General features: G+C 39.8%; 23 protein-coding genes. 4 read left to right on the top strand and 19 right to left on the bottom strand.

The window, feature by feature from the left end; genetic code table 11:
* Window positions 1-20: 20 nt before the first annotated feature.
* From CSV73_RS07830 to CSV73_RS07800, 7 genes are all read right to left on the bottom strand, one after another.
* Window positions 21-737: an NAD-dependent deacylase gene (locus CSV73_RS07830; protein ID WP_085131286.1), complete on the bottom strand. Its 717-nt coding sequence runs from the start codon at window positions 735-737 to the stop codon at window positions 21-23.
* A gap of 126 nt (window positions 738-863) precedes the next feature.
* Window positions 864-1,868, bottom strand: a complete 1,005-nt coding sequence (locus CSV73_RS07825) for an aliphatic sulfonate ABC transporter substrate-binding protein (RefSeq protein ID WP_099627109.1) — start codon at window positions 1,866-1,868, stop codon at window positions 864-866.
* A 27-nt stretch (window positions 1,869-1,895) separates the two neighbouring features.
* Window positions 1,896-2,651, bottom strand: a complete 756-nt coding sequence (locus CSV73_RS07820) for an ABC transporter permease (RefSeq protein WP_085131288.1) — start codon at window positions 2,649-2,651, stop codon at window positions 1,896-1,898.
* On the bottom strand, window positions 2,584-3,426 hold the full coding sequence (locus CSV73_RS07815; protein ID WP_099627108.1) for an ABC transporter ATP-binding protein: 843 nt from the start codon (window positions 3,424-3,426) through the stop codon (window positions 2,584-2,586). The genes CSV73_RS07820 and CSV73_RS07815 overlap by 68 nt, the downstream gene beginning before the upstream one ends.
* A gap of 245 nt (window positions 3,427-3,671) precedes the next feature.
* Window positions 3,672-4,595 carry a cysteine synthase A gene (gene cysK, locus CSV73_RS07810; RefSeq protein ID WP_099627107.1) on the bottom strand — a complete coding sequence of 308 codons (924 nt, stop codon included), beginning with the start codon at window positions 4,593-4,595 and terminating at the stop codon, window positions 3,672-3,674.
* A gap of 33 nt (window positions 4,596-4,628) precedes the next feature.
* A complete protein-coding gene (locus tag CSV73_RS07805) occupies window positions 4,629-5,840 on the bottom strand; it encodes an MFS transporter (protein ID WP_099627106.1) in 1,212 nt (403 codons plus the stop codon).
* Between the two features lie 33 nt (window positions 5,841-5,873).
* The gene (locus tag CSV73_RS07800; protein ID WP_085131292.1) at window positions 5,874-6,353 is read right to left on the bottom strand and encodes a PaaI family thioesterase; all 480 of its coding nucleotides are present in this window, start codon (window positions 6,351-6,353) and stop codon (window positions 5,874-5,876) included.
* A gap of 167 nt (window positions 6,354-6,520) precedes the next feature.
* On the opposite strand from CSV73_RS07800, the gene CSV73_RS07795 reads away from it, so the two are divergent.
* Both CSV73_RS07795 and pepF read left to right on the top strand, forming a co-directional pair.
* Window positions 6,521-6,973: a hypothetical protein gene (locus CSV73_RS07795; protein ID WP_099627105.1), complete on the top strand. Its 453-nt coding sequence runs from the start codon at window positions 6,521-6,523 to the stop codon at window positions 6,971-6,973.
* A 76-nt stretch (window positions 6,974-7,049) separates the two neighbouring features.
* Window positions 7,050-8,861: an oligoendopeptidase F gene (pepF, locus tag CSV73_RS07790; protein WP_099627104.1), complete on the top strand. Its 1,812-nt coding sequence runs from the start codon at window positions 7,050-7,052 to the stop codon at window positions 8,859-8,861.
* Window positions 8,862-8,915: 54 nt separating this feature from the next.
* Here pepF and CSV73_RS07785 read toward each other — a convergent pair whose 3' ends face one another.
* On the bottom strand, window positions 8,916-9,941 hold the full coding sequence (locus tag CSV73_RS07785; RefSeq protein ID WP_085131295.1) for an LLM class flavin-dependent oxidoreductase: 1,026 nt from the start codon (window positions 9,939-9,941) through the stop codon (window positions 8,916-8,918).
* Window positions 9,938-10,297, bottom strand: a complete 360-nt coding sequence (locus CSV73_RS07780) for a winged helix-turn-helix transcriptional regulator (RefSeq protein WP_085131296.1) — start codon at window positions 10,295-10,297, stop codon at window positions 9,938-9,940. The genes CSV73_RS07785 and CSV73_RS07780 overlap by 4 nt, the downstream gene beginning before the upstream one ends.
* A gap of 134 nt (window positions 10,298-10,431) precedes the next feature.
* Between CSV73_RS07780 and CSV73_RS07775 the strand changes: the two genes are divergently transcribed.
* Window positions 10,432-11,058 (top strand): nitroreductase family protein, encoded by a 627-nt coding sequence (locus tag CSV73_RS07775; protein ID WP_099627103.1) that lies wholly within the window; start codon window positions 10,432-10,434, stop codon window positions 11,056-11,058.
* 149 nt (window positions 11,059-11,207) lie between these two features.
* Here CSV73_RS07775 and thiD read toward each other — a convergent pair whose 3' ends face one another.
* From thiD to CSV73_RS07750, 5 genes are all read right to left on the bottom strand, one after another.
* Complete coding sequence (thiD, locus tag CSV73_RS07770) at window positions 11,208-12,047, bottom strand: bifunctional hydroxymethylpyrimidine kinase/phosphomethylpyrimidine kinase (RefSeq protein ID WP_099627102.1); 840 nt, start codon at window positions 12,045-12,047, stop codon at window positions 11,208-11,210.
* Window positions 12,048-12,232: 185 nt separating this feature from the next.
* Window positions 12,233-13,579: a dihydrolipoyl dehydrogenase family protein gene (locus tag CSV73_RS07765; protein WP_085131299.1), complete on the bottom strand. Its 1,347-nt coding sequence runs from the start codon at window positions 13,577-13,579 to the stop codon at window positions 12,233-12,235.
* Window positions 13,580-13,675: 96 nt separating this feature from the next.
* On the bottom strand, window positions 13,676-13,864 hold the full coding sequence (locus tag CSV73_RS07760) for a hypothetical protein (RefSeq protein WP_099627101.1): 189 nt from the start codon (window positions 13,862-13,864) through the stop codon (window positions 13,676-13,678).
* On the bottom strand, window positions 13,864-14,244 hold the full coding sequence (locus CSV73_RS07755) for a DUF3887 domain-containing protein (protein ID WP_085131300.1): 381 nt from the start codon (window positions 14,242-14,244) through the stop codon (window positions 13,864-13,866). The genes CSV73_RS07760 and CSV73_RS07755 overlap by 1 nt, the downstream gene beginning before the upstream one ends.
* 74 nt (window positions 14,245-14,318) lie before the next feature.
* Window positions 14,319-14,945: a class I SAM-dependent methyltransferase gene (locus CSV73_RS07750; RefSeq protein ID WP_099627100.1), complete on the bottom strand. Its 627-nt coding sequence runs from the start codon at window positions 14,943-14,945 to the stop codon at window positions 14,319-14,321.
* Window positions 14,946-15,087: 142 nt separating this feature from the next.
* Here CSV73_RS07750 and CSV73_RS07745 point away from each other — a divergent pair, with 142 nt between their 5' ends.
* The gene (locus CSV73_RS07745; protein WP_099627099.1) at window positions 15,088-15,480 is read left to right on the top strand and encodes a hypothetical protein; all 393 of its coding nucleotides are present in this window, start codon (window positions 15,088-15,090) and stop codon (window positions 15,478-15,480) included.
* Between the two features lie 29 nt (window positions 15,481-15,509).
* On the opposite strand, the gene CSV73_RS07740 is transcribed toward CSV73_RS07745, so the two are convergent.
* From CSV73_RS07740 to CSV73_RS07720, 5 genes are all read right to left on the bottom strand, one after another.
* On the bottom strand, window positions 15,510-15,836 hold the full coding sequence (locus tag CSV73_RS07740; protein WP_085131303.1) for a monothiol bacilliredoxin BrxC family protein: 327 nt from the start codon (window positions 15,834-15,836) through the stop codon (window positions 15,510-15,512).
* Window positions 15,837-16,000: 164 nt separating this feature from the next.
* Window positions 16,001-16,222, bottom strand: coding sequence for a small, acid-soluble spore protein tlp (locus CSV73_RS07735; protein ID WP_099627098.1), 222 nt, complete (start codon window positions 16,220-16,222; stop codon window positions 16,001-16,003).
* 92 nt (window positions 16,223-16,314) lie between these two features.
* A complete protein-coding gene (locus CSV73_RS07730) occupies window positions 16,315-18,321 on the bottom strand; it encodes an acyltransferase family protein (RefSeq protein ID WP_099627097.1) in 2,007 nt (668 codons plus the stop codon).
* 236 nt (window positions 18,322-18,557) lie between these two features.
* Entirely contained in the window at window positions 18,558-21,737 is a 3,180-nt protein-coding gene (locus tag CSV73_RS07725; protein ID WP_099627096.1) for a hypothetical protein, read from the bottom strand.
* A gap of 424 nt (window positions 21,738-22,161) precedes the next feature.
* Window positions 22,162-22,689, bottom strand: coding sequence for a D-glycero-alpha-D-manno-heptose-1,7-bisphosphate 7-phosphatase (locus CSV73_RS07720; protein ID WP_085131307.1), 528 nt, complete (start codon window positions 22,687-22,689; stop codon window positions 22,162-22,164).
* Window positions 22,690-22,772 lie beyond the last annotated feature (83 nt).

The raw sequence follows: 22,772 nt of genomic DNA, 5'->3' as shown, positions 1-22,772 counted from the left end.
CATTCTTCTATCTCAAATTACTACCTATCTACTTGTTGGTTTGCTTCATTCAATATTTCTCCAATTTTGCGTTCATTGATAACGAGATCGGCAAAGCGATCCATTTCTGTAGGTTCCATATTAATAATAACTAACTTCGCGCCTTGCTCTTTTGCGATGAGCGGAAATTGATTCGCAGGTGTAACGGTTAATGATGAACCTAGTACAATGAAAAGATCAGCTTTCTCACTTTCAAAAATCGCTTGAATAAATGCTTCTTCGGGCAGCATTTCTCCGAATAAGACAACTGATGGACGCAACGTACCGCCACAATCACAATAAAACGCATCTTGTTCGTAGCGTTCGTTACCGTATACTTTTCCACAAGTTTCACAATGGACATTACGAAGTGTCCCATGAAGTTCCATAACGTTTTTCGACCCCGCCATCGTATGGAAACCATCGACGTTTTGCGTAATAATTCCATGGATCAGGCCGTCCTTTTCCCACTTAGCTAAAATATCATGCCCTTTATGCGGTCCTGTTTCTTTTGCCGCTATGACCCGTTGTTTATAAAACTGAAAAAACTGGTCTACCTGCTGATTGAGAGCAGTTATGCTTGCCACTTTGGCAGGATCTTCTGTTTCCCACATGCCCGTTTTAGCGGAACGGAAATCAGGTAGCCCACTTTCTGTCGACATCCCAGCTCCTGTATAGACGATAGTACGTTTTGATTCGTTCAATAAATCTGCCAGCACGGTCTTCATCCTTTCAACTAGCGAAATTATGTTCTATCTGTATACTAGCATATCCTGTTTTATTGCAACTTATCAAACGAAACGGAATTAAAAAAACGAGCATCCACAATGGATACTCGCTTACTATTAGTTTGCTGTAATTTTTTTAATGGCTTCCAAATCAATCAATCCATCAATTTCATTCGTCTTGATATAATCTGCCTCTTGACTGATATCAGCCATCTCTTGCAATACGTCCTCATTTACATCTGTTGTAACTTCGATTCGTGTGAACGCCGCTTCTAATTCATCACGGGCAATTTCTTTTCCAGTCAGATCTTTGATATGCTTCACCACTAGCTGTTGTGCTTTTTCTGGCTCATCCCGAATGAATTGAACTGCTTTTGCGTGAGCTGTCAAATAAGCAGTCGATAGTTTTTCGTTTTTCAAAAACGCATCGCTTGTTGCGACAACTGTATTCGTAGATTCTTTACCCCAAGCAAAGTCTTCCCAGTCAAGAATCAGTTTACCATTCGCCTGATTTTGTAAAATATATCCCCATGGTTCTTGTGTTGCTGCGCCGTCTACTGAATCTTGAATAAATAATGTCGCTGTATCCGCTGGTGCAGAGGCGAAAAACTCCACTGTTCCACCGTTAGCTTTTGCCTTTAAACCTACGTCTTTCAACGCTTTACGTAACATTACATCTTGCGTACTGCCAATTACGGGAATCGCAATTCTCTTACCATCTAGATCAGCTAATTCATTAACTCCACTTTTACCGTTGGCTACTAATACCGCACCGCCGTTTACTGCTCCAGAAACAATATGATACTTTGGATCTTTTACATAATAGTTGATGACAGGTCCAGGACCAACCGTTCCGATATCTATGGAATTAGAAGCCATTGCCTCCATGAATAACCCACCGTTACTAACCGTCTTCGTCGAAACTTTGATGTCTTCACCGAACTCTTCTGCGAAATAATTATTCTCCAGTCCAACAATTGTTGCGATATGTGTTAAGTTCGGGAAGTATCCGATCGTTACTTCATTTTTATCCGCACTGGCTACGTCTGTTTTTCCACATCCCGACAAAACTCCCACAATGGCTATTACAGAAAACAATACACCCAATAGTTTCTTATTCATATAATGATCCCCTTTTCTTAGAGCGTATCACGCCCGAATTCCCCATTTTCTTTCAACACTGCGTTCCAAACGCAAGAATAAAACATTATCCATAATCGTACCGATCACACCGATAATAATCATGACAGAAATAACTAAATCCATTTGACCAAGTGCGCGGCCCGATTCTAGTAGTTGACCGAGACCTACGCTGGCACCTAGTAATTCCCCAGCCATGAGCGCACGCCAAGAGAATGCCCAAGCGATGCGTAAACCAGAGATCAATTGTGGTACGGATGCCGGCAAGATCACCGTCCGTAAAAAATGAAAACCGCTTGATCCTAATGATTTGGCGACACGCTGATATAATACGGGTACGTTTTTAAAGCCGCTTGTTGCGTTAACGATCATCGTCCAAGTCGCCCCTAAAGTCACGATAAATAAAATAGCAAAATCATTGAGACCGAACCAGATGATCGCAAGTGGGAACCAGACAATACTTGGAATAGACTGTAAAGCTGTGACAAGAAAACCAAGTGTGTCTTCCACTATTTTGTATCGCCAAATCAAATAACCAAGCACCAGTCCAAGTATAGAAGCAATCGTGAATCCGATTAACAATCTGCTAAGACTTGCACCGATTGCAATGAGGATTTGACCGGAGACGAGACCAGAAACCAACGTCGACATGACTTGTGTGAAACTCGGAAACATAAAATCGGGTAAATCCGATAGCCTAGATGTGACTTCCCATATCGCCACTAGTATCCCGAGAAACACTATTCGTCTTAAAGCTGTAGTCATCGCCCATCTCCTCCTTCAACACTTTCTCTATTTCTTCTTGTAGTTCAGCTAAAATTTGCTTTTCCAGTTGCAACGTCACGTCACTCGGCATGACACCATCTTTTGTATCATTTGATTTGAAAGTTGCTTTAATTTTCCCCGGACGTGTCGCAAACACGACAATCTTTTGCGATAGTAATACCGCTTCACGAATATTATGTGTAATGAAAAGAACGGTTACTTTCGTTTTTCTCCAAATATCCAATAACTCTTTATGAAGAACCATGCGCGTTTGTTCATCCAACGCGGCAAATGGTTCATCCATTAACAAGATATCGGGCTCCATCACAAGCGCACGTGCGATGGATACACGTTGTTTCATTCCTCCTGATAATTCATGCGGATAGGAATCGATATAATTCCCTAAATGAACCATCTTCAGCATTTCAATAGCTTTTTGTTCGGCCTCTTTCTTCGACATCTCCTTTAGAAGTAAACCGTATGTAACGTTATCGAGTACTGTCAACCAAGGAAATAATCCAGCTTCTTGAAAAACGACTACTCGATCCGATCCTGAACCTTTCACTTCTTTTCCGTTAATGCTGATCTTCCCACGATCAGCTTTTTCCAGTCCCGCAATCAAATACAACATAGTGGACTTTCCACAACCTGATGGACCTACAATGGAAACAAACTGTCCTTTTTCTATTTCAAGATTGATATTATCTAGTACTTTGACCGTTCCCTTTTCCTTATGGGGAAAGCTCTTTTCAATGCCTTCAATTTCCAAATACATGTTGATTCCCCCTCGTAAGTAGTTTGCGTTTCATTATGGTTTTAATCCCTACTAACTTTATATGTTTTGTATATATATAATCTACCATTTACGTAGGTTTTGTCAATAGGCTTTCTGATTATTTTTTCAATCTATTTAAAAGTAAGAAAACAAACACTATAGGGAATAGTTTTCCATCACGTATATTCCGAAATCCTACGCCAAAAAACCTCTACCCGATGTGGGAAGAGGTTTTTTAGCATATATTATTGAAATAAATCACTTGATAAATATCGTTCACCAGAATCTGGCGCAATACAAACGACTGTATCTTCAGGAGTCAAACGTTTAGCCACTTGTAATGCTGCATAGAGAGATGCACCACCTGATGGCCCGAGCAAAACACCTTCTCTTGCGAACTGTCTGACGGTTGTATATGCGTCATCATCTTCGATACGGAAAATTTCATCGTAGACATGGGTATTTAATACAGTTGGAATAAATCCAGGACTTGTACCTACCAGTTTATGTTTCCCTGGTTTGCCACCTGATAATACCGGTGACCCTGCAGGTTCAACTACATGAACTGTAATAGCTGGATCATGTTCTTTTAATGATTCACCTGTTCCTGTTACCGTACCACCCGTTCCTGACGTACAGACAAAGGCCGTCAATTTACGATCGATTGATTGCATGGCTTCTATAATTTCTACAGCCGTCGTATGGCGATGACTATCAGGATTTGCTTGATTTTCAAACTGCATCGGAATAAAACTATTCTCGATGGACTCTGAGATTTCATTCGCTTTAGCGATCGCACCTGGCATACGTTCTGAGCTAGGTGTTAAGACAACCTTCGCTCCATATGCTTTCATTAAGTTAATGCGCTCAATCGTCGAGTTATCCGGCATAACAAAAATGGCTGGGTATCCTTTTGCTGCAGCATTCATGGCCAAGCCAATTCCCGTGTTGCCTGACGTAGGCTCAATAATTGTGGCACCGGATTTTAGTACACCCGTTTTTTCGGCTTCTACTAGCATTTGATAAGCCGCGCGATCCTTTACACTGCGGCTTGGGTTGAAATACTCCAATTTTACATAAACCTCAGCGCCAGTAGTTTCACCGAGCGTCCGTACTTTTACTAGCGGAGTCTCTCCGATTAATTCCGCCATATTATTGACTACTTTCATTCCGCACACCTACTTTTCATGATGATCCTACTATTATGAAGCTGATGTAATCTTTTGATCACGAGGTAAAGCTAATCCAACCAGACCAATGAATGGCAAGAATGACGTAATAATCATCGTTTGATAAATACCAATCGAGTCAATAAGCGTTCCGATCGCAACTGCACCGATGGCACCCATTCCAAACGCTAATCCTACAGTTAGTCCCGCCATCGTGCCAATTTTAGAAGGCACGAGTTCTTGCGCGTAAATCACCGTGACAGAAAAACTCAGCATAATAAAAAATCCGATCGTTAGTAATAATAAAATGATTCCCCAAACGGGAGCAAACGGAAGCAATACACTAAGTGGTAATGGCACGACAAGCGATAAGACGATCACTTTTTTTCTTCCTATTCTGTCTGCCATGGGTCCACCGAAAAACGTTCCGACGGCGCCTAGAGCTAAGAATAAGAAAATATACAACTGGCCATGCTGAATCGTCATGCCATAGTATTCAATCAAATAGAAAATATAGAAGCTCGTAATATTCGTCACATAGAATGAACGCGCAAATATAATAATCATTAATAATACTAGCGCAATGGTGATTTGTCTTTTTGACAAACTTTCCATCGTTGTTAATAATACTTTCTTCCGCATACCTAAACGCTCTTCATTCAGCTGTTTCTTATACCACAGCGAGATACGAGTTAGTAAAGCAATGCCAGCAGCGGCTACTAATACAAAAACGGCTGCCCCTATTTGGCCAAGAGGAACGAGAACGAAAGCACTGATCAAAGGTGCAAGTGCTTGTCCCGAATTACCTCCTACTTGATAGATCGACTGAGAAAGTCCGCGCTTGTCCCCCGCTGCCAAAAACGACACGCGAGAACCTTCAGGATGAAAGACCGCCGACCCTAAACCGAGCAACATAACAGATACAATAATCAGCCAATAGCTTGGTGCTAATGCGAGTCCCACCATTCCAATTAAAGAACATGTCATACCAATCGGCAACGCAAACGGCTTGGGTTTACGATCACTAAGATACCCAACAACTGGTTGTAGTAAAGATGCTACGATATTTAGAGCAAAAACAATATAGCCTAATTGTTTATAACTAAATTGATATTCTTTTTCCAAAATCGGCAACATTGCTGGAATCACTGCCTGTAGCGTATCGTTAAATAAGTGACAGACCGCAATCGCAATCATGATGGGAAATACCGGATTCGCTACGGCAGTTTGTGATGAGTTATTCATACCATCTGTTCACACCTTATCTAGTTGTCTATTTTACTTTGTAAATGTAGTAGGCATGACGACTCCCACCACTTCTCCAGTGGCGCATAATTCATCTTCAGCATAAATTTCTACAGCAACTTTCCACTTCTTCGGATGAATTTCGGTGACGTTTCCAATTGCTTTCAATACTTTCCCTTGTGGAGTTGGCTTACTGTATGTAATCTGCAAGGAAGCTGTCACAAAGCGTGGCGGTACAGACCCGTCTCCAGGTTCATGACCGTTTTTTCGATGTAGCGCAAGTGCACAAGATCCTGTGCCATGGCAATCCATAAATGAAGCAAGAAATCCACCATACACAAATCCTGGAATTGCCGTATATTTTTTAGGTGGTAATGAATACGTAACGGTTTGCTCTCCTTCCCAACCAGTTCGGAAATGATTTCCTTCCTCATTGAGTCGTCCGCAACCATAGCACCAAGAAAAATCATCCGCATAACTGTCCTGAATCGCATGTGTAACATATTCTTTCATATTTATTGCCTCCCTTTCAGATGAAGTCTCTCTATTATACATTCCGAATATTGAAATATCGACCTAAAACGAAATATCGTTCGTAGCACGGCCAGTTATGTGCGTATCTTCCTGACTACATTCATATACTAGTGAGAAACGATATTTTATGGAAGGAGGAGAATAGTATGAAAATACGTGGAGTGATCTTGGCATTACTAGTGGCCGGAGGATTTTATGTCATGATTCAGACAATCGACGAAGCTGCCTCCCATCCCTTTGAGCGATTGCAAGAACAACAACTGAATGGTTTATCTCCTTATTCATTCATCACTTTTCGGCAACCCGGTCTGCAAAATGAGCAAGCCGTTACTTGGAAAGTAGACCAAGTTGAAGAAGTTGACCGCTTACTTCAATTTCTTCAAGCCTATGATTATGAGCGGGTGGATCCCGATACATTGGAATTATTTGATGATCAACCGCTCTTCACAATCGATCTACATGATGAGAGTGGAAATCGTATGACTGTATTGGTTGAGGAAGGGGTTTTAATCCACAATGACCGTCTTTATTATGAAGTTGTCAATGGCCCCTTACAAGTTGATTGGCTAATGGAATTCATACTTTCCAATAAACCGTAATTTTGTACTCTGAACATTCATTGTATTATACTATTAATTCGACAACCGAATAATCGACTTGAAGGAGAGATTCAAATTGGCGAAAAGCTTACCTAAACGTGCACAAGTTAACGAACAAGAAACATGGAATTTACAAACCTTATTTGAAAATGAACAGGACTACGAGAAAGCAGTAAAAGATGCTGAAACGGCAGCAACCGCTTTTGAGAAAAATTATAAAGGCACGATTATAGATTCAACTTCGGCTATACTATCATTGGATGCCTATCGCAGTTTACAAGAAAAGCTCGTCAAGATTTCTAGTTATGCTGAGCTGACAGCAAGTGTGGATTTAACAAATGATGAGGCGCAAATGAGAGAGAGTAAATGGAGTTCAATTGCCGCAAAAATCGGCAGCCAAACTTCCTTCATGATGAGTGAGTTAACAGCGCTTTCCGAAGAGACTTTGCATCAAGCTAGTAAACAGTCTGGGGAGTATGCAACTGTATTCGATAAAATTATTCGGGAAAAACCGTATCAATTACATCCTGAAGTAGAGAAGACACTCGCTGCATTCTCTTCTTCTTTCCAAGCACCTTATTCGATGTATAATACAACGAAAATGGCCGACATCGACTTCCCTGACTTCACTACAGATGGAAAAACCTATCCACTGAGCTATGTTTCATTTGAAGGGAAATGGGAGTCCGAACCAAAAACATTGATAAGACGTGCTGCGTTTAAAACATTCAGCGATACATTGCGTAAATATCAACACACAACCGCCAAAACATATGACATGCATGTGCAGATGGAGAAAACGACTTCTGACTTACGTGGGTATGACTCTGTTATTGACTTTTTATTGATGGAACAAGACGTGGATCGTTCTATGTATAATCGTCAAATCGATGTGATTATGGAAGAACTCGCACCACATATGCGAAAGTATGCAAAACTCCTTCAGAAAATTTATAATCTCGACGAAATAACGTTTGCGGACTTAAAAATGCCGATTGATCCGTTATATGAACCTTCCATTACAGTGGAGGAATCGAAGAAGTATATGAATGATGCGCTTGCTGTTATGGGAGATAATTATCTTGACATGGTGAACCGTGCCTATTCCGAACGCTGGATTGATTTTGCACAAAATGAAGGGAAATCCACAGGTGCATTTTGTGCGAGTCCTTATGGCAACGGTTCATTTATCTTGATCTCTTGGACAGGCAGCATGGAAGACGTCTTTGTACTAGCGCATGAATTAGGTCATGCCGGTCATTTCCACTACGCTCATGGAGCGCAAAACCTGTTTAATTCGGAATCGTCACTGTACTTTATTGAAGCGCCTTCTACGATGAATGAAATGCTGATGGCCAATCACTTATTGAAGAATTCCGCTGATCCGAAATTCAAGCGTTGGGTACTGTCTTCCATTGTGGCACGAACGTATTACCATAACTTCGTGACACATTTACTTGAAGCAGCGTTCCAGCGTAAAGTGTACGAACGAGTGGATGCAGGCGGAAATGTCAATGCAACTATCTTGAACGATTTGAAGCGCGGCGTACTCGAAGAATTCTGGGGCGATAGCGTGAAAATAAATGATGGTGCAGAACTGACTTGGATGCGTCAACCTCACTATTATATGGGCTTATATCCGTACACATATAGTGCAGGATTGACCATTTCTACTGAAATGGCAAAACGCGTATTAATAGAAGGAAAACCAGCTGTTGAAGACTGGCTCAATACTCTGCGTGCAGGTGGTTCAAAAAAACCAGCTGAACTTGCAAAAATGGCGGGAATCGACATCACAACAGACAAACCGTTGCGCGATACGATTTCATATATTGGTGAGTTAATAGATGAAATTGAGAAACTAACGCAAGAAATTGAAGCACAGTAAGAACAAAAAACATCCGCCAAGCAGTTTTTTCCTGCAAGGCGGATGTTTTTTCTTTTACTTCATTATTTCACTTAGGATTTCATATGAACGAAGTCGTTCTTTATGATCGAAGATTCCTGAACTGATGATCAGCTCATCCGCTTTTGTCATTTCCACGAACTCTTCTAGCTTTCGTTTCACAGTTTCAGGGCTACCAATAATGACAGATGGCGCCTCACTTTGCTGCGCAACGGCTTCTTGCTCAAATGGTGACCATGCCGCATGAATGTCTTCAATTGGAGGTGTAAATTGCGCCATCTTACCTTGACGGATATTTAAGAACTGTTGCTGCATGGATGTAGCCAAGTATTGTGCCTTTTCATCCGTATCCGCCGCGATTAAATTAACGCCCATCATCGCATAAGGCTTTTGAAGATCTTTTGACGGTCGGAAGTTTTGATGATAAATTTGCAGTGCCTGCATCATAAACTGCGGTGCAAAGTGACTGGCGAAAGAAAATGGCAAACCGAGTTCAGCAGATAATTGAGCACTAAAGCCGCTTGAACCTAGCAACCAAATCGGGACGTTCTGCCCTGCCCCTGGAAATGCTCGAACGCGATCAGTCGGATTACCTGCAAAGTACGTACGTAATTCCTCCACTTGTTGTGGGAAGTCTTCTCCACCGCTTTGTAATGTACGGCGAAGTGCATACGCCGTCGCCTGGTCACTTCCAGGTGCACGGCCTAGCCCCAAATCAATACGCCCCGGATACATAGCATCCAGTGTACCGAACTGTTCGGCAATGACCAGTGGTGCGTGGTTCGGCAACATGACACCGCCAGAACCTACTCGAATATCTTTTGTCATCTGGGCTACATGTCCAATGATGATAGATGTAGCGGAACTTGCAACTCCTGGCATATTATGATGCTCAGCTAACCAGTAACGATTGAATCCCCAATCTTCTGCATGTTGCGCAAGATCTACACTGTTCTTAAATGACTGTCCTGCATGACTGCCTTCATTGATCATGGCTAAGTCTAATATCGATAACGGAATCCCGCTAAAGTGTTTCGCTTGTTCTCTAATCAATTCATTCACTCCTCATAACAGCAACCATTTTTCTTTACCCACTCAAAAATGGCCTGAATAATATCTTCTAATTCTTTACCTTTTGGTGTAAGTTCGTACTCGACTTTCCTAACCTTTGGATCGGACTGTTTTTTAATGACCAAGCCATGCGCTTCCAAATCACGCAATCTCTCCGTTAGAAGACGATCTGATATCCCTTCGATCTCTGTCGATAATTCAAAGAACCTCTTTGGTCCGTCTAATAAATGATAAATGATAATTCCCATCCAACGCTTCCCGATAAATTCGATTGTGTTATGGAAACTATCGCAGCTTTTTTGACCTTTAGGATTTAACGACTGAACAAACTCTTCATTTTTCTTCATTAGCAAAACCCCAATCCTATACTCCTTTCACTTTATCACATCTAGGTTTGACAAACAAGCTTACTAATAGTAATCTTATAAAGAACTTACTATTAGTAAGTAGTTGTCAATATATTTTAAGGGAGTTTGTCATTATGTCACAAAATTACGAAGAATTACTAGAAGTGATGCATGCACGGAAATCTGTTAGAAAGTTCGATCCGAACTATACAATCGATAAAAACGATATTACGTCTATGCTGGAGGAGGCGATTTCCGCTCCTTCCTCAAGCAACTTACAGCCATGGCGTTTTCTTGTTATACAAGATCAAGAGTTAAAAAAGAAAATCAATCGCTTTTCATTCAATCAAGAACAAATCGAAACTGCATCCGCTATTATCGCCGTCATCGGTGATACAGAAATGTACCACAACATTGATGAGATCTATCTTTCCAATTTAGCTGCAGGAAATATAGATGAAGAGAATGTGCAGATTCAGATTCAAAATGCTAAAGCAGCTTATCCGAATGCTCCACTTGAAGTGAGACGTAATATCGCGACGTTTGATGCGGGTTTAGTTTCTATGCAGCTCATGTTGATTGCTAAGGCAAGAGGGTTCGATACTGTACCAATGGGTGGGTTTGATAAGCAACAATTTGCTGAGTCATTTGAACTTGAGTCACGCTACGAGCCACTAGTACTGATCGCGCTTGGAAAAGCTGCTTCACCTGCTTACGGTTCTACGCGTCTTCCTATTGATGCGATTACTACTTATTTGTAATAGCGTTGGATATGGAATTTTTGTTCCGAAGCGTTTCAACGGGAACTTTAATCCGCAATCACTATACAATGTTCAATATCAAAATTAATCGATGCAAAAGAGGATGTTATAGAAGTGTTACTACTTCTATAACATCCTCTTATTTACGCTCACTCCTGAACGCAAGCTCGCTCAATAGTTACCGTACAACTCATCTCGTCGTACTTACCATACGCCGCGTGATAGGTTGGCCCCACACCTTGTTTGAATGTCAGGGAATGGCGAATGCCTGCCGTAATGAACTTCTTCGCTTCAATCACGGCAGCTTGCACCGTTTGTCCCTTTGCCAAACCTGCCACAATGGCAGCAGAGTAACTGCAACCTGCACCATTCGTATTCAGCGTATCAATTCTTGGAGCTTCGAGTAGGTAAAACTGTTCGCCGTCATACAACACATCCACTGCCGGTCCATCCAACCTTCCACCTTTCACTAATACGAACTTCGGTCCAAATTCAAATAACCGACGTGCAGCCTCTTTTAAATCCACTACAGATGTCAACTCCATTCCACCCAATAAGTAAGAAGCTTCAGGCATATTTGGCGTAATAATCGTGGCAAGAGGAATCAATTGATTTTGCATCGCTTTCATTGCATCGTCTTTCAATAACGCAGAGCCCATCTTTCCGATCATCACTGGATCTACTACTATATGTTGAATGTCCGATTGCTGAATCCATTTCGTTACATTGAGAATAATTTCTTTTGTAAACAACATACCCGTCTTCATTGCATCTATACCGATATCTTCTTCTATCGTCACCAATTGCGCTTCGATCGCTTCCCAAGATTGAGGAAATATACTTTGTCCAGTACGTGGGTTTCTTGCCACAATCGCTGTGACTGCTGTTGTACCGAATACATCAAACTCCTGGAATGTTTTCAAATCTGCTTGGATTCCTGCTCCTCCACGTGCAGCAGAACCAGCGATAGTTAATGCCCGCTTGATCATCGTCTCTTTTCCTCCCGTCTACTATATAATTCATTAGGTTTTTATTTATTATCGGTATCATTCTACAGGATAACGTGGCGAGGTTTGAAGAGTCAATTTCATAGTACATTACAAAATATTCGTCTATTTACTGCCGAATAAAAACTCTCTATCCAATTATCAGATAGAGAGCTTTTACGATTAACTTACAACATATACGAAATATCAGAAGCTACTGTGGGATATGCGAATGGCATTTGCTTTAATTCGATGAGCGGAATTTGGAATCGAATAGCCATCGCGAAGAGATTAATCAGTTCATCGGCTCCTCCACCTAAGAAATGTGCACCGAGTACAACATCTTTCTCTTGGTCGATAATTACTTTAAATGCCGCTGCCCCTTCATTTGTCTGTTTATATGTGAACCACTCGGTGGTATCTTGTGATTTTACATATATTTTTAAACCGGAGTTTTTTGCCTCTTGTTCGCTCATTCCAACCGATGATAATTTGGGGACAGTGTATACAATAGATGGGATGACTGGATAATCTGCCGTTTTATTATTCCCTTTTAGAAGATTCGAAGCGACAACATGTGATTCCGTTGTTGCGACGGGTGTCAAAGGAGGCGCGTCACTTGAAGCGACATCTCCAGCTGCATATACATGTGGATTACTGACACTCTGCATGTATTCATTGACACATACGCCTTGCTTATCACGCTGTACATTTCCTTTTTCTAAATCAATATCCAATGCAGGTGTGCGTCCTGCCCCATGTACAACAAGATCTGCTTTCCACTCTACTTGACGATTCATTTGTTCCCCTTTAACTACAAATGAATCGCCACACTTTTCAATTCCGTTTACGGGTGTGTTCACATGCACATGAACACCAATTTCTTCAGTACGTTCAATCAGCTTTTTTACCAAATCTTGATCAAAATGTTTGAGAGCGTTTTCACTTCTATGCAGAATATGCACTTCCGATCCTGCCCTCGCGGCAAGATGCGCAAATTCGAATGAAATAAATCCTCCACCTATAAAAATAATCTTTTTGGGAAGTGACTCTAATTCCATGAACTCATCGCTCAGCGTCAAATATTCTTCACCTTCGATATTCAATTTCACAGGTTCTGCACCTGAAGCTATTAAAATATATTTCCCTTTTAATACTTCCGAGCAGACTTTCAACTCGTTTTCACTTTGAAAGACCGCCTTGCCGTGATACATGTCAATTCCTAATTTCTCATATTTTTCTTCCGTATCTTTAGGTATTGACCGAGTAAACGTTCGTTTGAATTCCATTAATTCTGGCCAATTGATTTTGCTATCTTCTTCAATTCCTTTTCCATGCATCCGTTCATTCCAGTCAATGAGTTCAGCAGCCTCTACCAATACTTTCTTTGGGTCACAACCTCGCTGAGAACATGTCCCCCCTAATGGACGATCATCGATAATGGCAACGCTCCAGCCTTCTTTCTTGCATTTTGTTGCTGCAATAGAACCTGCACTGCCTGTTCCAATCACAAGCAAATCATATTCTTTGACCATACTCCATCTCCTCCAACTGTTCTTGCTCATTCTGTAATCAATTACCCTTTATTGACCTGTATCACACTTGGAAAACAGCATACATTTTAATTCCCGTTACTTTTCTGCGTACATCCTATATAACAGCACACAGGAAAAGTTGGATGAAAATGATTTCGTTCGATCAACAACAATAGGCTGCCACTGTGAAAGATATTTCCACTTCGCAATAGGGCCACCGTCAGGATAAGGGCTACCAAAAGCGACGGTATGCATCCCGTCGCCTGTTCTTTCAATTGCTTTCATTATTTCACGAAAAACCCTGCGATTCGTTGCTGTTCATCCAATGTAATCGTGTATACTCTATTATCTTCTTTGTACTTAGTAGCAATCGTTGCAACAAAGTATTGCTCTTTTTTAGCGACAGACTCTTTTTCAAAGCTAACGAATTCACCAGATTCTTTTACAATGTTTGACACATCTTGTAATTGCTCGACGGTCAACGCATCTTTCATCGTTGCATCAAACATTGAACGCATTTCATCAAACTTCTCTTCATTGAATAACGTGATCGTTTCTTTTGATTTCTTAATATACTCTTCAGCAGCAGATTCATCGACCTTATTCTTTCCACATGCAGCGAGTAGGAATACCGTTGCTAGGGCGAGTATAATTAGTTTTTTCATTCTCTCACTTCCTTCCTTTTAGCTTCAATACAGGCAATAGCAACCGTAGGACATTCGTTGTGTAGCCATTTGATTTAGCCGTGTATGTGCGAATCATCTCGAAAGTAACTACTTCTTTTTTTACATTTAATAGATAAAAACAAACCACCATAGAGTGATTCAATTTCTTCTACACATATACCAGAATCATAAACCAATGAAAGAGTATCTCGATTTAATTGGCAACCATCGCAGACTTTTTCCCATAATGGGTTTAATACATCTTGTGCTTTCGCAAGAGTAGGCTGCTTCATTTTGACATGTTCGAAAAATAAAATCGTGGCATCCCGCTTGCTCACACGTTGGATTTCTTTTAATGCACGTAGTGGATCTGGTATTGTACAAAATACTAAAGTTGAAATTATCGTGTCAAATGAGTTATCCGCAAATGGTAATGTTTCTGCATTTGCCTCATATAAAGTAATGGGCACATGCGCATTGCGCCCTCTTCTCATCGCTCTACTACTCATCTCCGGATTCGGTTCAATCGCTGTTACGTGGCTTGCCTGTCGATAATAGGGAAAATTGATACCGGTACCCGAACCGATCTCTAGTACTTTCCCTTGTGCATTACGGATTAATTCCGTTCGAACTTTTTTAAATCGAGTTGCTTCTACTGGTTTCATGGCTATGTCATATATTTTCGGAAATAAACTTCCCATTATAAGATCTCCTTTTGCTACTTACTAATTTTCTATAAGCAGTCGTTACAGCTTCATTTAACTGAACAATTTAATTTCACGTATTAGTAAATACATAATAGATAGAGAGCAAACGTACTATATGTAAAGGAGCTGATTATGGATGGGAGCAAGATGGATTAAAGCAGCAGTTATCTATTTCTTAATTGGCGTGGGCTTTGGACTATATATGCACGCTACGATTCAACTTCAATGGGGCGCAACGCATGCACATATTAATGTGGTCGGGTGGCTCACGACGGCTATGATTGGAGTAATTTATACCATCTATCCTCAAGCAGGTAACAGTATACTAGGCAAATCGCACTTTTGGCTTTATAACATCGGATTACCTGTATTATTAATAGGCATGTTAATCATACAGCCAGCACTCGGCCTGCCCATGATCTTGATTCAAATCTGTGTGTGGGGTGGCGGCAGCGCATTAGCGATTTCCATTCTAATATTTATCGTCAATGTATTTAAAAACGTCCATGCACCTTTTCGGATGTCTTAAGAAATACTAATTTGAAATTTATCCGTTTCTTAGACGTATTCTTTTATTGCATCCAATAAAATTTGTTCTTTGATTTGATAATGAGTAGCTTGCCAGATAGCTCGTTTATCTTTTAAAATCAATAATTGGGGAACTTCGTGCGCAACACTTAAATCTGATTCAATGGCCGCCGAAAGCTTTCTACTCACTTGTGTAATGACGATATAAATAGGCAATTCCGTGCGAAGTCCATCCAATTCTTTTTTAGCTGCTAAACTACTAACAGATGTCATGCTTGATTTAAATAAAAGGAATGGTTGCTCATCCGACTTTTCAAGCAGTTCCCGCCACTCATCAACCTTTTTTATTCTTTTCATTTTTTATTCTCCCCTTATATAGAAAATCCCTAAAATATTGTAGATGTTTCTATTCTATACAGCGCACTGAACTGATTCCTCTTTTTTGCTTATATATACCATGACAAACAACTAAAACCCCCACTGTTAGAAGTGAGGGCCAACCTTTTGTCGTATTGACTTATTTATAAATAACCATTGATACGCGACTTATCTTCTTCACTAATTTCTTCTTTTAAATCTTCGATCCTTTCTGCTCTGCGTTCATTTTTCTTTTTGATTTGTTCGAACTCTTTACCTTCTGCAAACTTCATTGCATCTTCTGCTGCTTCCATATTACTGATCGTCTTATTCAATCGTTCTTTGTTGTCTGCAGAATCATTCGGTTTTGGATAGTTCTTCGCCATCATATACACTCCTTCTTGAAGTTTTCTTTCTACATGATAGCTTTCCCATATCTATATGAACTATACAAAATCCATGACAAACCGATTACTCATCATTGCGCATGTTTTTTTCCTAAGTTATCGAATGCTTGCTGCAAAGGCACTTTTAATGCAGGTGCTAACGTTTTTGCATATTCTGCAGTAATATGATTATCATCACGATAGACAATGATATTTCCAATGATAGGATAACAAGTCGTTTCATCACAAAAAGAGTCTGTTAAGTCTGCGAAAAATACATTCGATGGAATACCTTCTGTCACTTCCCACGGATTTTCCTTCGCAATGGCTTGATCTCTTGGCACGGAACACTCCAACGGATCGTCTGCTTGTTCAAGGCAAACAGGAATGATTTCTTGCATACGAGGATTATCCCGTATCGCAAAAATTGTAGTAATTCCTTCAAGTCTTTTCCACTGATTCACAAATCCTCGAGGTACTTTTGGATGTTTATTCACTGTCGCTGTTGTGAAAACCAAATCAGGTGGATCTTCTATTAACGTATCAATTAAATTACTATTCCAGGGAATGCAAGCTTTCGTTAAGTTTCCCTTGGGGTCTTCGTCTGTAAAACGACAACCATCATGACTATATAAATCAATTTTAAAATTCATTTCTTCCGCTAATTCTATTAAAGCCGGGAACCAATGACCTGAGTGTGAACCACCAACGAGCGCCAACGTGAAATCAAAACCTTCCAATACACCATAAGAACATTTTCTGACTTCCGTTAGATTAGCCGACTGGCATTCCAAATCATTATAAAATACCGGAAGATCTGTTTTGATTTCTGAAGGTGACGGGATCGGTTCTACATAGGATACGCTTTTCATATTATAATCTTTTGATTGAGCACCAGGGTAATCTTGTTCATGGACAAGATCCGAATTAGCAGTCGCCTTTTCAATATAAGCAGAAATTGAAAATATTGAACTACATGCAAGTACTACCATAGTTGACAATACGACGAGTAGTTTCCCTTTCTTCTGATTTCCACCTATTTTTTGAACAGTTTTTTCTAATAATTTGGTAGAAATCATGGACAACACAAAGGTCGCCATTAACAGTAATATCCCATCTCCTATAGGCACTGTTTCTGTTTCCATATACGTACGATAGAAAATCAGCAACGGCCAATGCCATAAATATACACCATATGTAAGACTCCCTAGATAAATCAGAGGCTTTGTCGATAAAAATCGATTTACACCATATATTGTGATACTTTCCGAGGCAATTAATATTAGTAGTACTCCACTAATAGGAATCAATGCCAAATAGCCAGGGAATATAGTTGATACTGGAAATAAAAATCCAGTAAGTCCGATAATTGCTAGACCAACCCATCCTAAGACTACGCTTAATCTTTTATTGAAAAATAAGTATGGCGATAGTAGAGCAAAAATGCCACCAATACTAAATTCCCATATCCGTGTGAATGTATTGAAGTATGCAAAAGGCTGGTTAACATTTGTTTGATAGACGGAAAAAGCCAATGAACATATAAACACGATGATAAGCGAACTAAGTAATGTCTTGTATACTGGCGTTTTCAAAAGCTTTCGTGCGATATAATAAATAGACGTAAATAGAACAGGCCAGATAAGATAAAATTGACCTTGCACACTAAGTGACCAAAAATGTTGAAATGGAGTAGGTATATTATCTTGCGCCAAATAGTCAACAGAATCTAATGCTAGCCGCCAGTTTTCAAAATAAAATGTGGAAGCCATCATATGCGTTATTATTTCTCCCCATTCAAACTTGGGCAGAAGAATGACAGCAAAAATTCCAGTGAAAATCAAGACTACTGTCGCTTGGGGTAATAACCTTCTCGCTAAGTTCAGAAAATACTCGATAAAATTTACTGATCCTGTTCGTTCTATACGCGAGATGATGGATAACGTCATCAAATAACCTGAAATAACGAAGAACACATCGATTCCACCAGACACTCTACCAAACCATATATGATAAATTGCGATCAATAATGTTGCTACCGTTCGTACCCCTTCTATCTCGGGTCTAAATCTTTTATTAGGTAACTTTAGATCCGACATAACTTCCTCCGTTAAATAGACTCTTTTAATTTTAAATGCATTCCATACTATATCATAAAACTATAGAAACGTTCAGTTATTTTCAGCTCATATTATGTAATTTTGACAAGTGGTAGAGTAGGTGTTTTTGAATATTTCATTTGAAAATACCTATATGTTTCTGCTAATCTAATTTCCCTATACGAAAAAGAACAGAAATCTCCATGGAGACTTCTGTTCTTTATCTAACTTTTATTTCACTTTGCTTTAAATGCCTCTTGCAAATAATAATAAGACTTCTTCAATCGTTCTTCATACATAGGAACTTGCCAATTATCCCATGTATAACTTTTCATTGGATCCAACTTCATGTCATGTAGCTGAGGAAATGACTCCAGTACTTGGCCATCTTCTGATGTTAAAACGGCTCCGATAAATAGTTCATCGATGTGAATGCTTGTTCTGGTACCATCAGCCAACAAATTCTCGATAAACTCTTTTCTACTTGGATCCATCGCTTGTAACAACATCCACGGAATACGCAGCTCCAACATGCCATCACGCATATGGTAATCTGCCAACGAATCATACTCAGTTGAGTCAGGATCTCCATTTCCTTCTCGAAGTTTTCCCGTTTCATATGAACTGAATGGAATCGTGCGTTTTTCGTTCGCCACAAAGTATTTACGATTTAACGCGTACTGCATCGGAATGAATTGGTTCGTTTGATCTTTCATTTCCTTTTTCGGAATATATCCTACATCCTTACCGTAATCATGGTGGAATAGATCATAATGCGGGTCAATCAACATTCTTGATTGGGCACCGTTAATTTTAGCAATGAATTCCAGTCCATTAGTGAATTGAATATCTTCAATTCTACTAGCACGTGTATTCCCACGTCCTGGCACCGTATCAAAGAGAATATTCACTACGTCAGTTTCACCTATTTTGGATTCATCGTAATCTATCCGAATATACAAGAAGGTTTCGTCATGATCTACATACATTTTTTCAAGCGTACCTTGTTTGTTCTTATACAACGGTTCTCCTGTCCATTCTTCTTCATGTCCCGCCACTTTTATTTTCAACGGATCAAAGCTGAGCAGACCGAACTTTTGTTCATTCGTTTGTGTGTTAGACCAGTAAGGACGACGATCTGGATTATCATATTCTGCCGTGTTCCATGTTCGTTTAAACCACTCATCTTGCCATGAAAATACTAGTGCGCCCATTAAATTCTCTTGCAATATATCTTCATATAAATGCGTCAATATTTCTCCTTGCTGGTCCTCTGATATAAATCCTTGATTCCAGCCAAATGGATTTTCATGCGCTTTTCCTCTAGAAGCAGGAATCCCAAATTCTGAAATTAGAATCGGTATTCGATGTGCTTCGTGCAAATCTTTTAAATAGCCAGCGTAGTTATTCTTCTGGCCTCTGAAATCTATAAACTCACGATATTTTTTCTCATAGTTTAAAAAATCCGGATAGTATGGATACACATGATACGAAGCAAATTGACCAGCCTTGTCCATTTCCCCCTTAGTGTAGAGGAGATTTGGATCAACAGATACGATATCTTCTTGATTTGAAGAATCAGATGGGTGTGTCAGCAAATCAGTCGTGACCCAATTGACGAAGCTCATCGGTCGAATCTGCTGGTAGTTACTCACTTCATGCGAGACGAGAATATCCATTTGTTCCGCCAGCCAATATTCAAATGCAGCGGCGCCTTTTGTTTCAAAATACTTCCCATTGTATTCTCCTAAATCAGCATGTAACTTATTCGTATTCTCCACCATGAATGGATACCATTCAATGCCGATCATCCATGCTGTGACCCATTGGGAAATATCCGCATCGTATACGCCGGATGCATGACCTGGACGCGGTGGTACAGTAGCATTTCCATGAATGACATCGACAAGTTGGACCATTTCTTTTTGGAAGTCTTTCAAGTTCTCTTTCTCAAAGGCATCTAATGACTCTTCCAGTTTTTCTTCATTGATCCAGACACCATGCATGACATATATAGGTGTATCATGTACATCATTATACGCTTTTAATGCGTGATAAAAATCAGGTGGATGAAGCGTATAAACGCGAATAGTATTAGCGTTCATCTCGCCAATCGCTTCGAACCACTTATAATACTCTTCTTCTGTAATGGCAGCTTCGCCAGGAAATGCTCCTGGTTTCCCCATTCCAATATTCACACCTTTGACAATCATCGGAGTCCATTTGCCATCGGTTAGAACTTCCAAATGATTACCATTCATTCGTGAATTCATTTGTACTCCTTCTTGCTTTGGCTTCTTCTCATCAATTGCCTCTACTTGTCCGAACTGTGCAAGCGCTCCCTGCATCATCGGTACATAAGCAGACCAGAAAAATGCTTTCTCAGAAGATCTTTGAATAGCTTTATAGACGTTCGCTATTCCTTTTACTTGATATATAGAAGGAACATTTTCCATACTACTGAAATCACCAGAAAAATACATACTTTCGGAAACGCCGGATGTATGACGAATTACCGCATCGAATTGAGTAGGGATTCCTTTCTTATCTAACGTCTTTTTTCCTTTTTCAGTAAGATTCCAATCATATACCGCTAATGATTCGCCTTGCTCCGCCGTAACGATATCGAACCAGGAATGAAAGCGATGTGAACCCTTGACATTTAATCTTTTCGTACCGTTGTCCGTAAATGTTAGCTGAATATCATCAGTTGAAAGCTCTTCATTTTTTCTCAATACAAGAACTTCCCCTGAAGTATCATTCATTAACACAAAACCAGGTCCACTATATGTCCACTGTGCTGATTGTTTAGGAAGAATTTTTTCCATCTCTGCATTCTTTTGTGGATCCAGTTCTTCCATATAACGACCTCTCCAACCAGAGAACTTCAAGCCCATTCGATCTTCGACACGTGTACGTACTTTTTCTGAAGTAGGTGCAGAAAATGAATTATACTCCGCTATCAACATGGAAGGCTTCTTCGAATTAAGTCTTTTCACTATTCGTTGCCACTCTATTTCTTTTAGTCCACCATGATTTTCTTCGTATGTAGCGAGCGCAGAATTTTTCGTATCTAATTTATTTTCATCAAAACTGGCTGTATTTGCCAAGTAAATAATATCTTTCTTCCCATAATCTTGTGGTAGTGGATTCAACTCGGAAATACCCTTTCCTTCTACTGCTGTGTATCCGCCATAATAGTCCCGCGCAGGATCAAATGGTTTGTTATGCGAAGCTTTTACTTTTGAATAGTTTAATACCCAGCTAACCCCAAGATGTTTTGTATGTAAATTTTCTACTGCTGATTTATCTATAATAGCCACTTTCATCGGTTGATTGTCCTTCAAAAACCATAATCCTACAGGTATAATGAGTAAAAATACTATACTCATCACAAATATTACTAACTTCCTCATAAGCAGCCCCCTTTCACTAGTACACATGTATTCTATTGTCTCTATAATAGTTCTAATCAATTATGTATATCGTACAAAATAAGAGTAATTAGCACCACTTCCGTATTATTTCTAACAATTATAGCATATTATAATACTTTATCACTAGTATTATTCTATAGAATTATAATGTTAAAAGCTTGAACGTTGACACGGAATTTATATATGCTGATTTGTAAAGAAGACGATGATGCCAGATAATAAAATGCTTCAAATATCAATATCTTTGGAGCATTTATTACCGGCATTCGGAGCTAGTGCAATAGCAATCAATTGGCTATCGATGTGATTTTGCGGATTGCAATAGGGCTCGTCACTCTACCGATTGTCCGCCTACATATGTAAAGCTTGACCAACTAGTTGAGAAGTATAGTTTCTTTACTTTTCACTTCGCCATATCGTCTATGATCCAGGGAACGGCATGAAGTAAATCTGGAAATACTGCATCGGCTATTGGATCTGTTGTACCTAGGAAGACGGTCTTAGTTCCTGCTCTTTTTCCGGCAATAATGTCAGTATCCGTATCGCCTATCATATAAGATGTGGACAAGTTTACATTATAGTTCATGGCAAGATTTTCTATCAGCTTACTATGTGGCTTACGGCAATCACAACCAGACTTCGGCTTATGCGGACAATAAGCGACTTTGTCAATTATGGCACCTTCCTTTGCAAGCTCTGCAATCATATGATGATGAATGGATTTCAATGTAGATTCTTTCATGTAACCAAGACCAACACCGCCTTGATTCGTCACAACAAATATGTAATCAAATACTTGATTCAATTGCTTAATCGCCTCTGCTACTCCAGGCAAAAAATATAATTGGTTAGGTTCATTCACAAATTTCACACGATGCGTTAACACTTCATTGATCACACCATCTCGATCCAGAAATACAGCATTTTTCATATTGGCTTTCCTCCCAAGAAATTATCTTATTACTCTCATATTGTCCTCATTGCATGCATTTAAACGTAATGACACATCCATTT

Origin of the sequence: Sporosarcina sp. P1 (genome assembly GCF_002743155.1) — a bacterium.
Classification (GTDB): domain Bacteria; phylum Bacillota; class Bacilli; order Bacillales_A; family Planococcaceae; genus Sporosarcina; species Sporosarcina ureae_B.
This window is presented reverse-complemented; position numbering and strand designations above follow the sequence as displayed.

Excerpts from the sequence above, each read along its gene's own strand:
- CSV73_RS07745 (WP_099627099.1), top strand. The coding sequence starts at position 15,088 with ATGGGAGCAAGATGGATTAAAGCAGCAGTTATCTATTTCTTAATTGGC.
- CSV73_RS07720 (WP_085131307.1), bottom strand. The coding sequence starts at position 22,689 with ATGAAAAATGCTGTATTTCTGGATCGAGATGGTGTGATCAATGAAGTG.
- CSV73_RS07755 (WP_085131300.1), bottom strand. The coding sequence starts at position 14,244 with ATGAAAAAACTAATTATACTCGCCCTAGCAACGGTATTCCTACTCGCT.
- CSV73_RS07820 (WP_085131288.1), bottom strand. The coding sequence starts at position 2,651 with ATGACTACAGCTTTAAGACGAATAGTGTTTCTCGGGATACTAGTGGCG.
- CSV73_RS07760 (WP_099627101.1), bottom strand. The coding sequence starts at position 13,864 with ATGAAAGCAATTGAAAGAACAGGCGACGGGATGCATACCGTCGCTTTT.
- CSV73_RS07800 (WP_085131292.1), bottom strand. The coding sequence starts at position 6,353 with ATGAAAGAATATGTTACACATGCGATTCAGGACAGTTATGCGGATGAT.
- CSV73_RS07765 (WP_085131299.1), bottom strand. The coding sequence starts at position 13,579 with ATGGTCAAAGAATATGATTTGCTTGTGATTGGAACAGGCAGTGCAGGT.
- CSV73_RS07815 (WP_099627108.1), bottom strand. The coding sequence starts at position 3,426 with ATGTATTTGGAAATTGAAGGCATTGAAAAGAGCTTTCCCCATAAGGAA.
- CSV73_RS07750 (WP_099627100.1), bottom strand. The coding sequence starts at position 14,945 with ATGGGAAGTTTATTTCCGAAAATATATGACATAGCCATGAAACCAGTA.
- CSV73_RS07780 (WP_085131296.1), bottom strand. The coding sequence starts at position 10,297 with ATGAAGAAAAATGAAGAGTTTGTTCAGTCGTTAAATCCTAAAGGTCAA.
- CSV73_RS07825 (WP_099627109.1), bottom strand. The coding sequence starts at position 1,868 with ATGAATAAGAAACTATTGGGTGTATTGTTTTCTGTAATAGCCATTGTG.
- CSV73_RS07805 (WP_099627106.1), bottom strand. The coding sequence starts at position 5,840 with ATGAATAACTCATCACAAACTGCCGTAGCGAATCCGGTATTTCCCATC.
- CSV73_RS07735 (WP_099627098.1), bottom strand. The coding sequence starts at position 16,222 with ATGGCGAAGAACTATCCAAAACCGAATGATTCTGCAGACAACAAAGAA.
- cysK (WP_099627107.1), bottom strand. The coding sequence starts at position 4,595 with ATGAAAGTAGTCAATAATATGGCGGAATTAATCGGAGAGACTCCGCTA.
- CSV73_RS07730 (WP_099627097.1), bottom strand. The coding sequence starts at position 18,321 with ATGTCGGATCTAAAGTTACCTAATAAAAGATTTAGACCCGAGATAGAA.
- CSV73_RS07740 (WP_085131303.1), bottom strand. The coding sequence starts at position 15,836 with ATGAAAAGAATAAAAAAGGTTGATGAGTGGCGGGAACTGCTTGAAAAG.
- CSV73_RS07775 (WP_099627103.1), top strand. The coding sequence starts at position 10,432 with ATGTCACAAAATTACGAAGAATTACTAGAAGTGATGCATGCACGGAAA.
- CSV73_RS07725 (WP_099627096.1), bottom strand. The coding sequence starts at position 21,737 with ATGAGGAAGTTAGTAATATTTGTGATGAGTATAGTATTTTTACTCATT.
- CSV73_RS07795 (WP_099627105.1), top strand. The coding sequence starts at position 6,521 with ATGAAAATACGTGGAGTGATCTTGGCATTACTAGTGGCCGGAGGATTT.
- thiD (WP_099627102.1), bottom strand. The coding sequence starts at position 12,047 with ATGATCAAGCGGGCATTAACTATCGCTGGTTCTGCTGCACGTGGAGGA.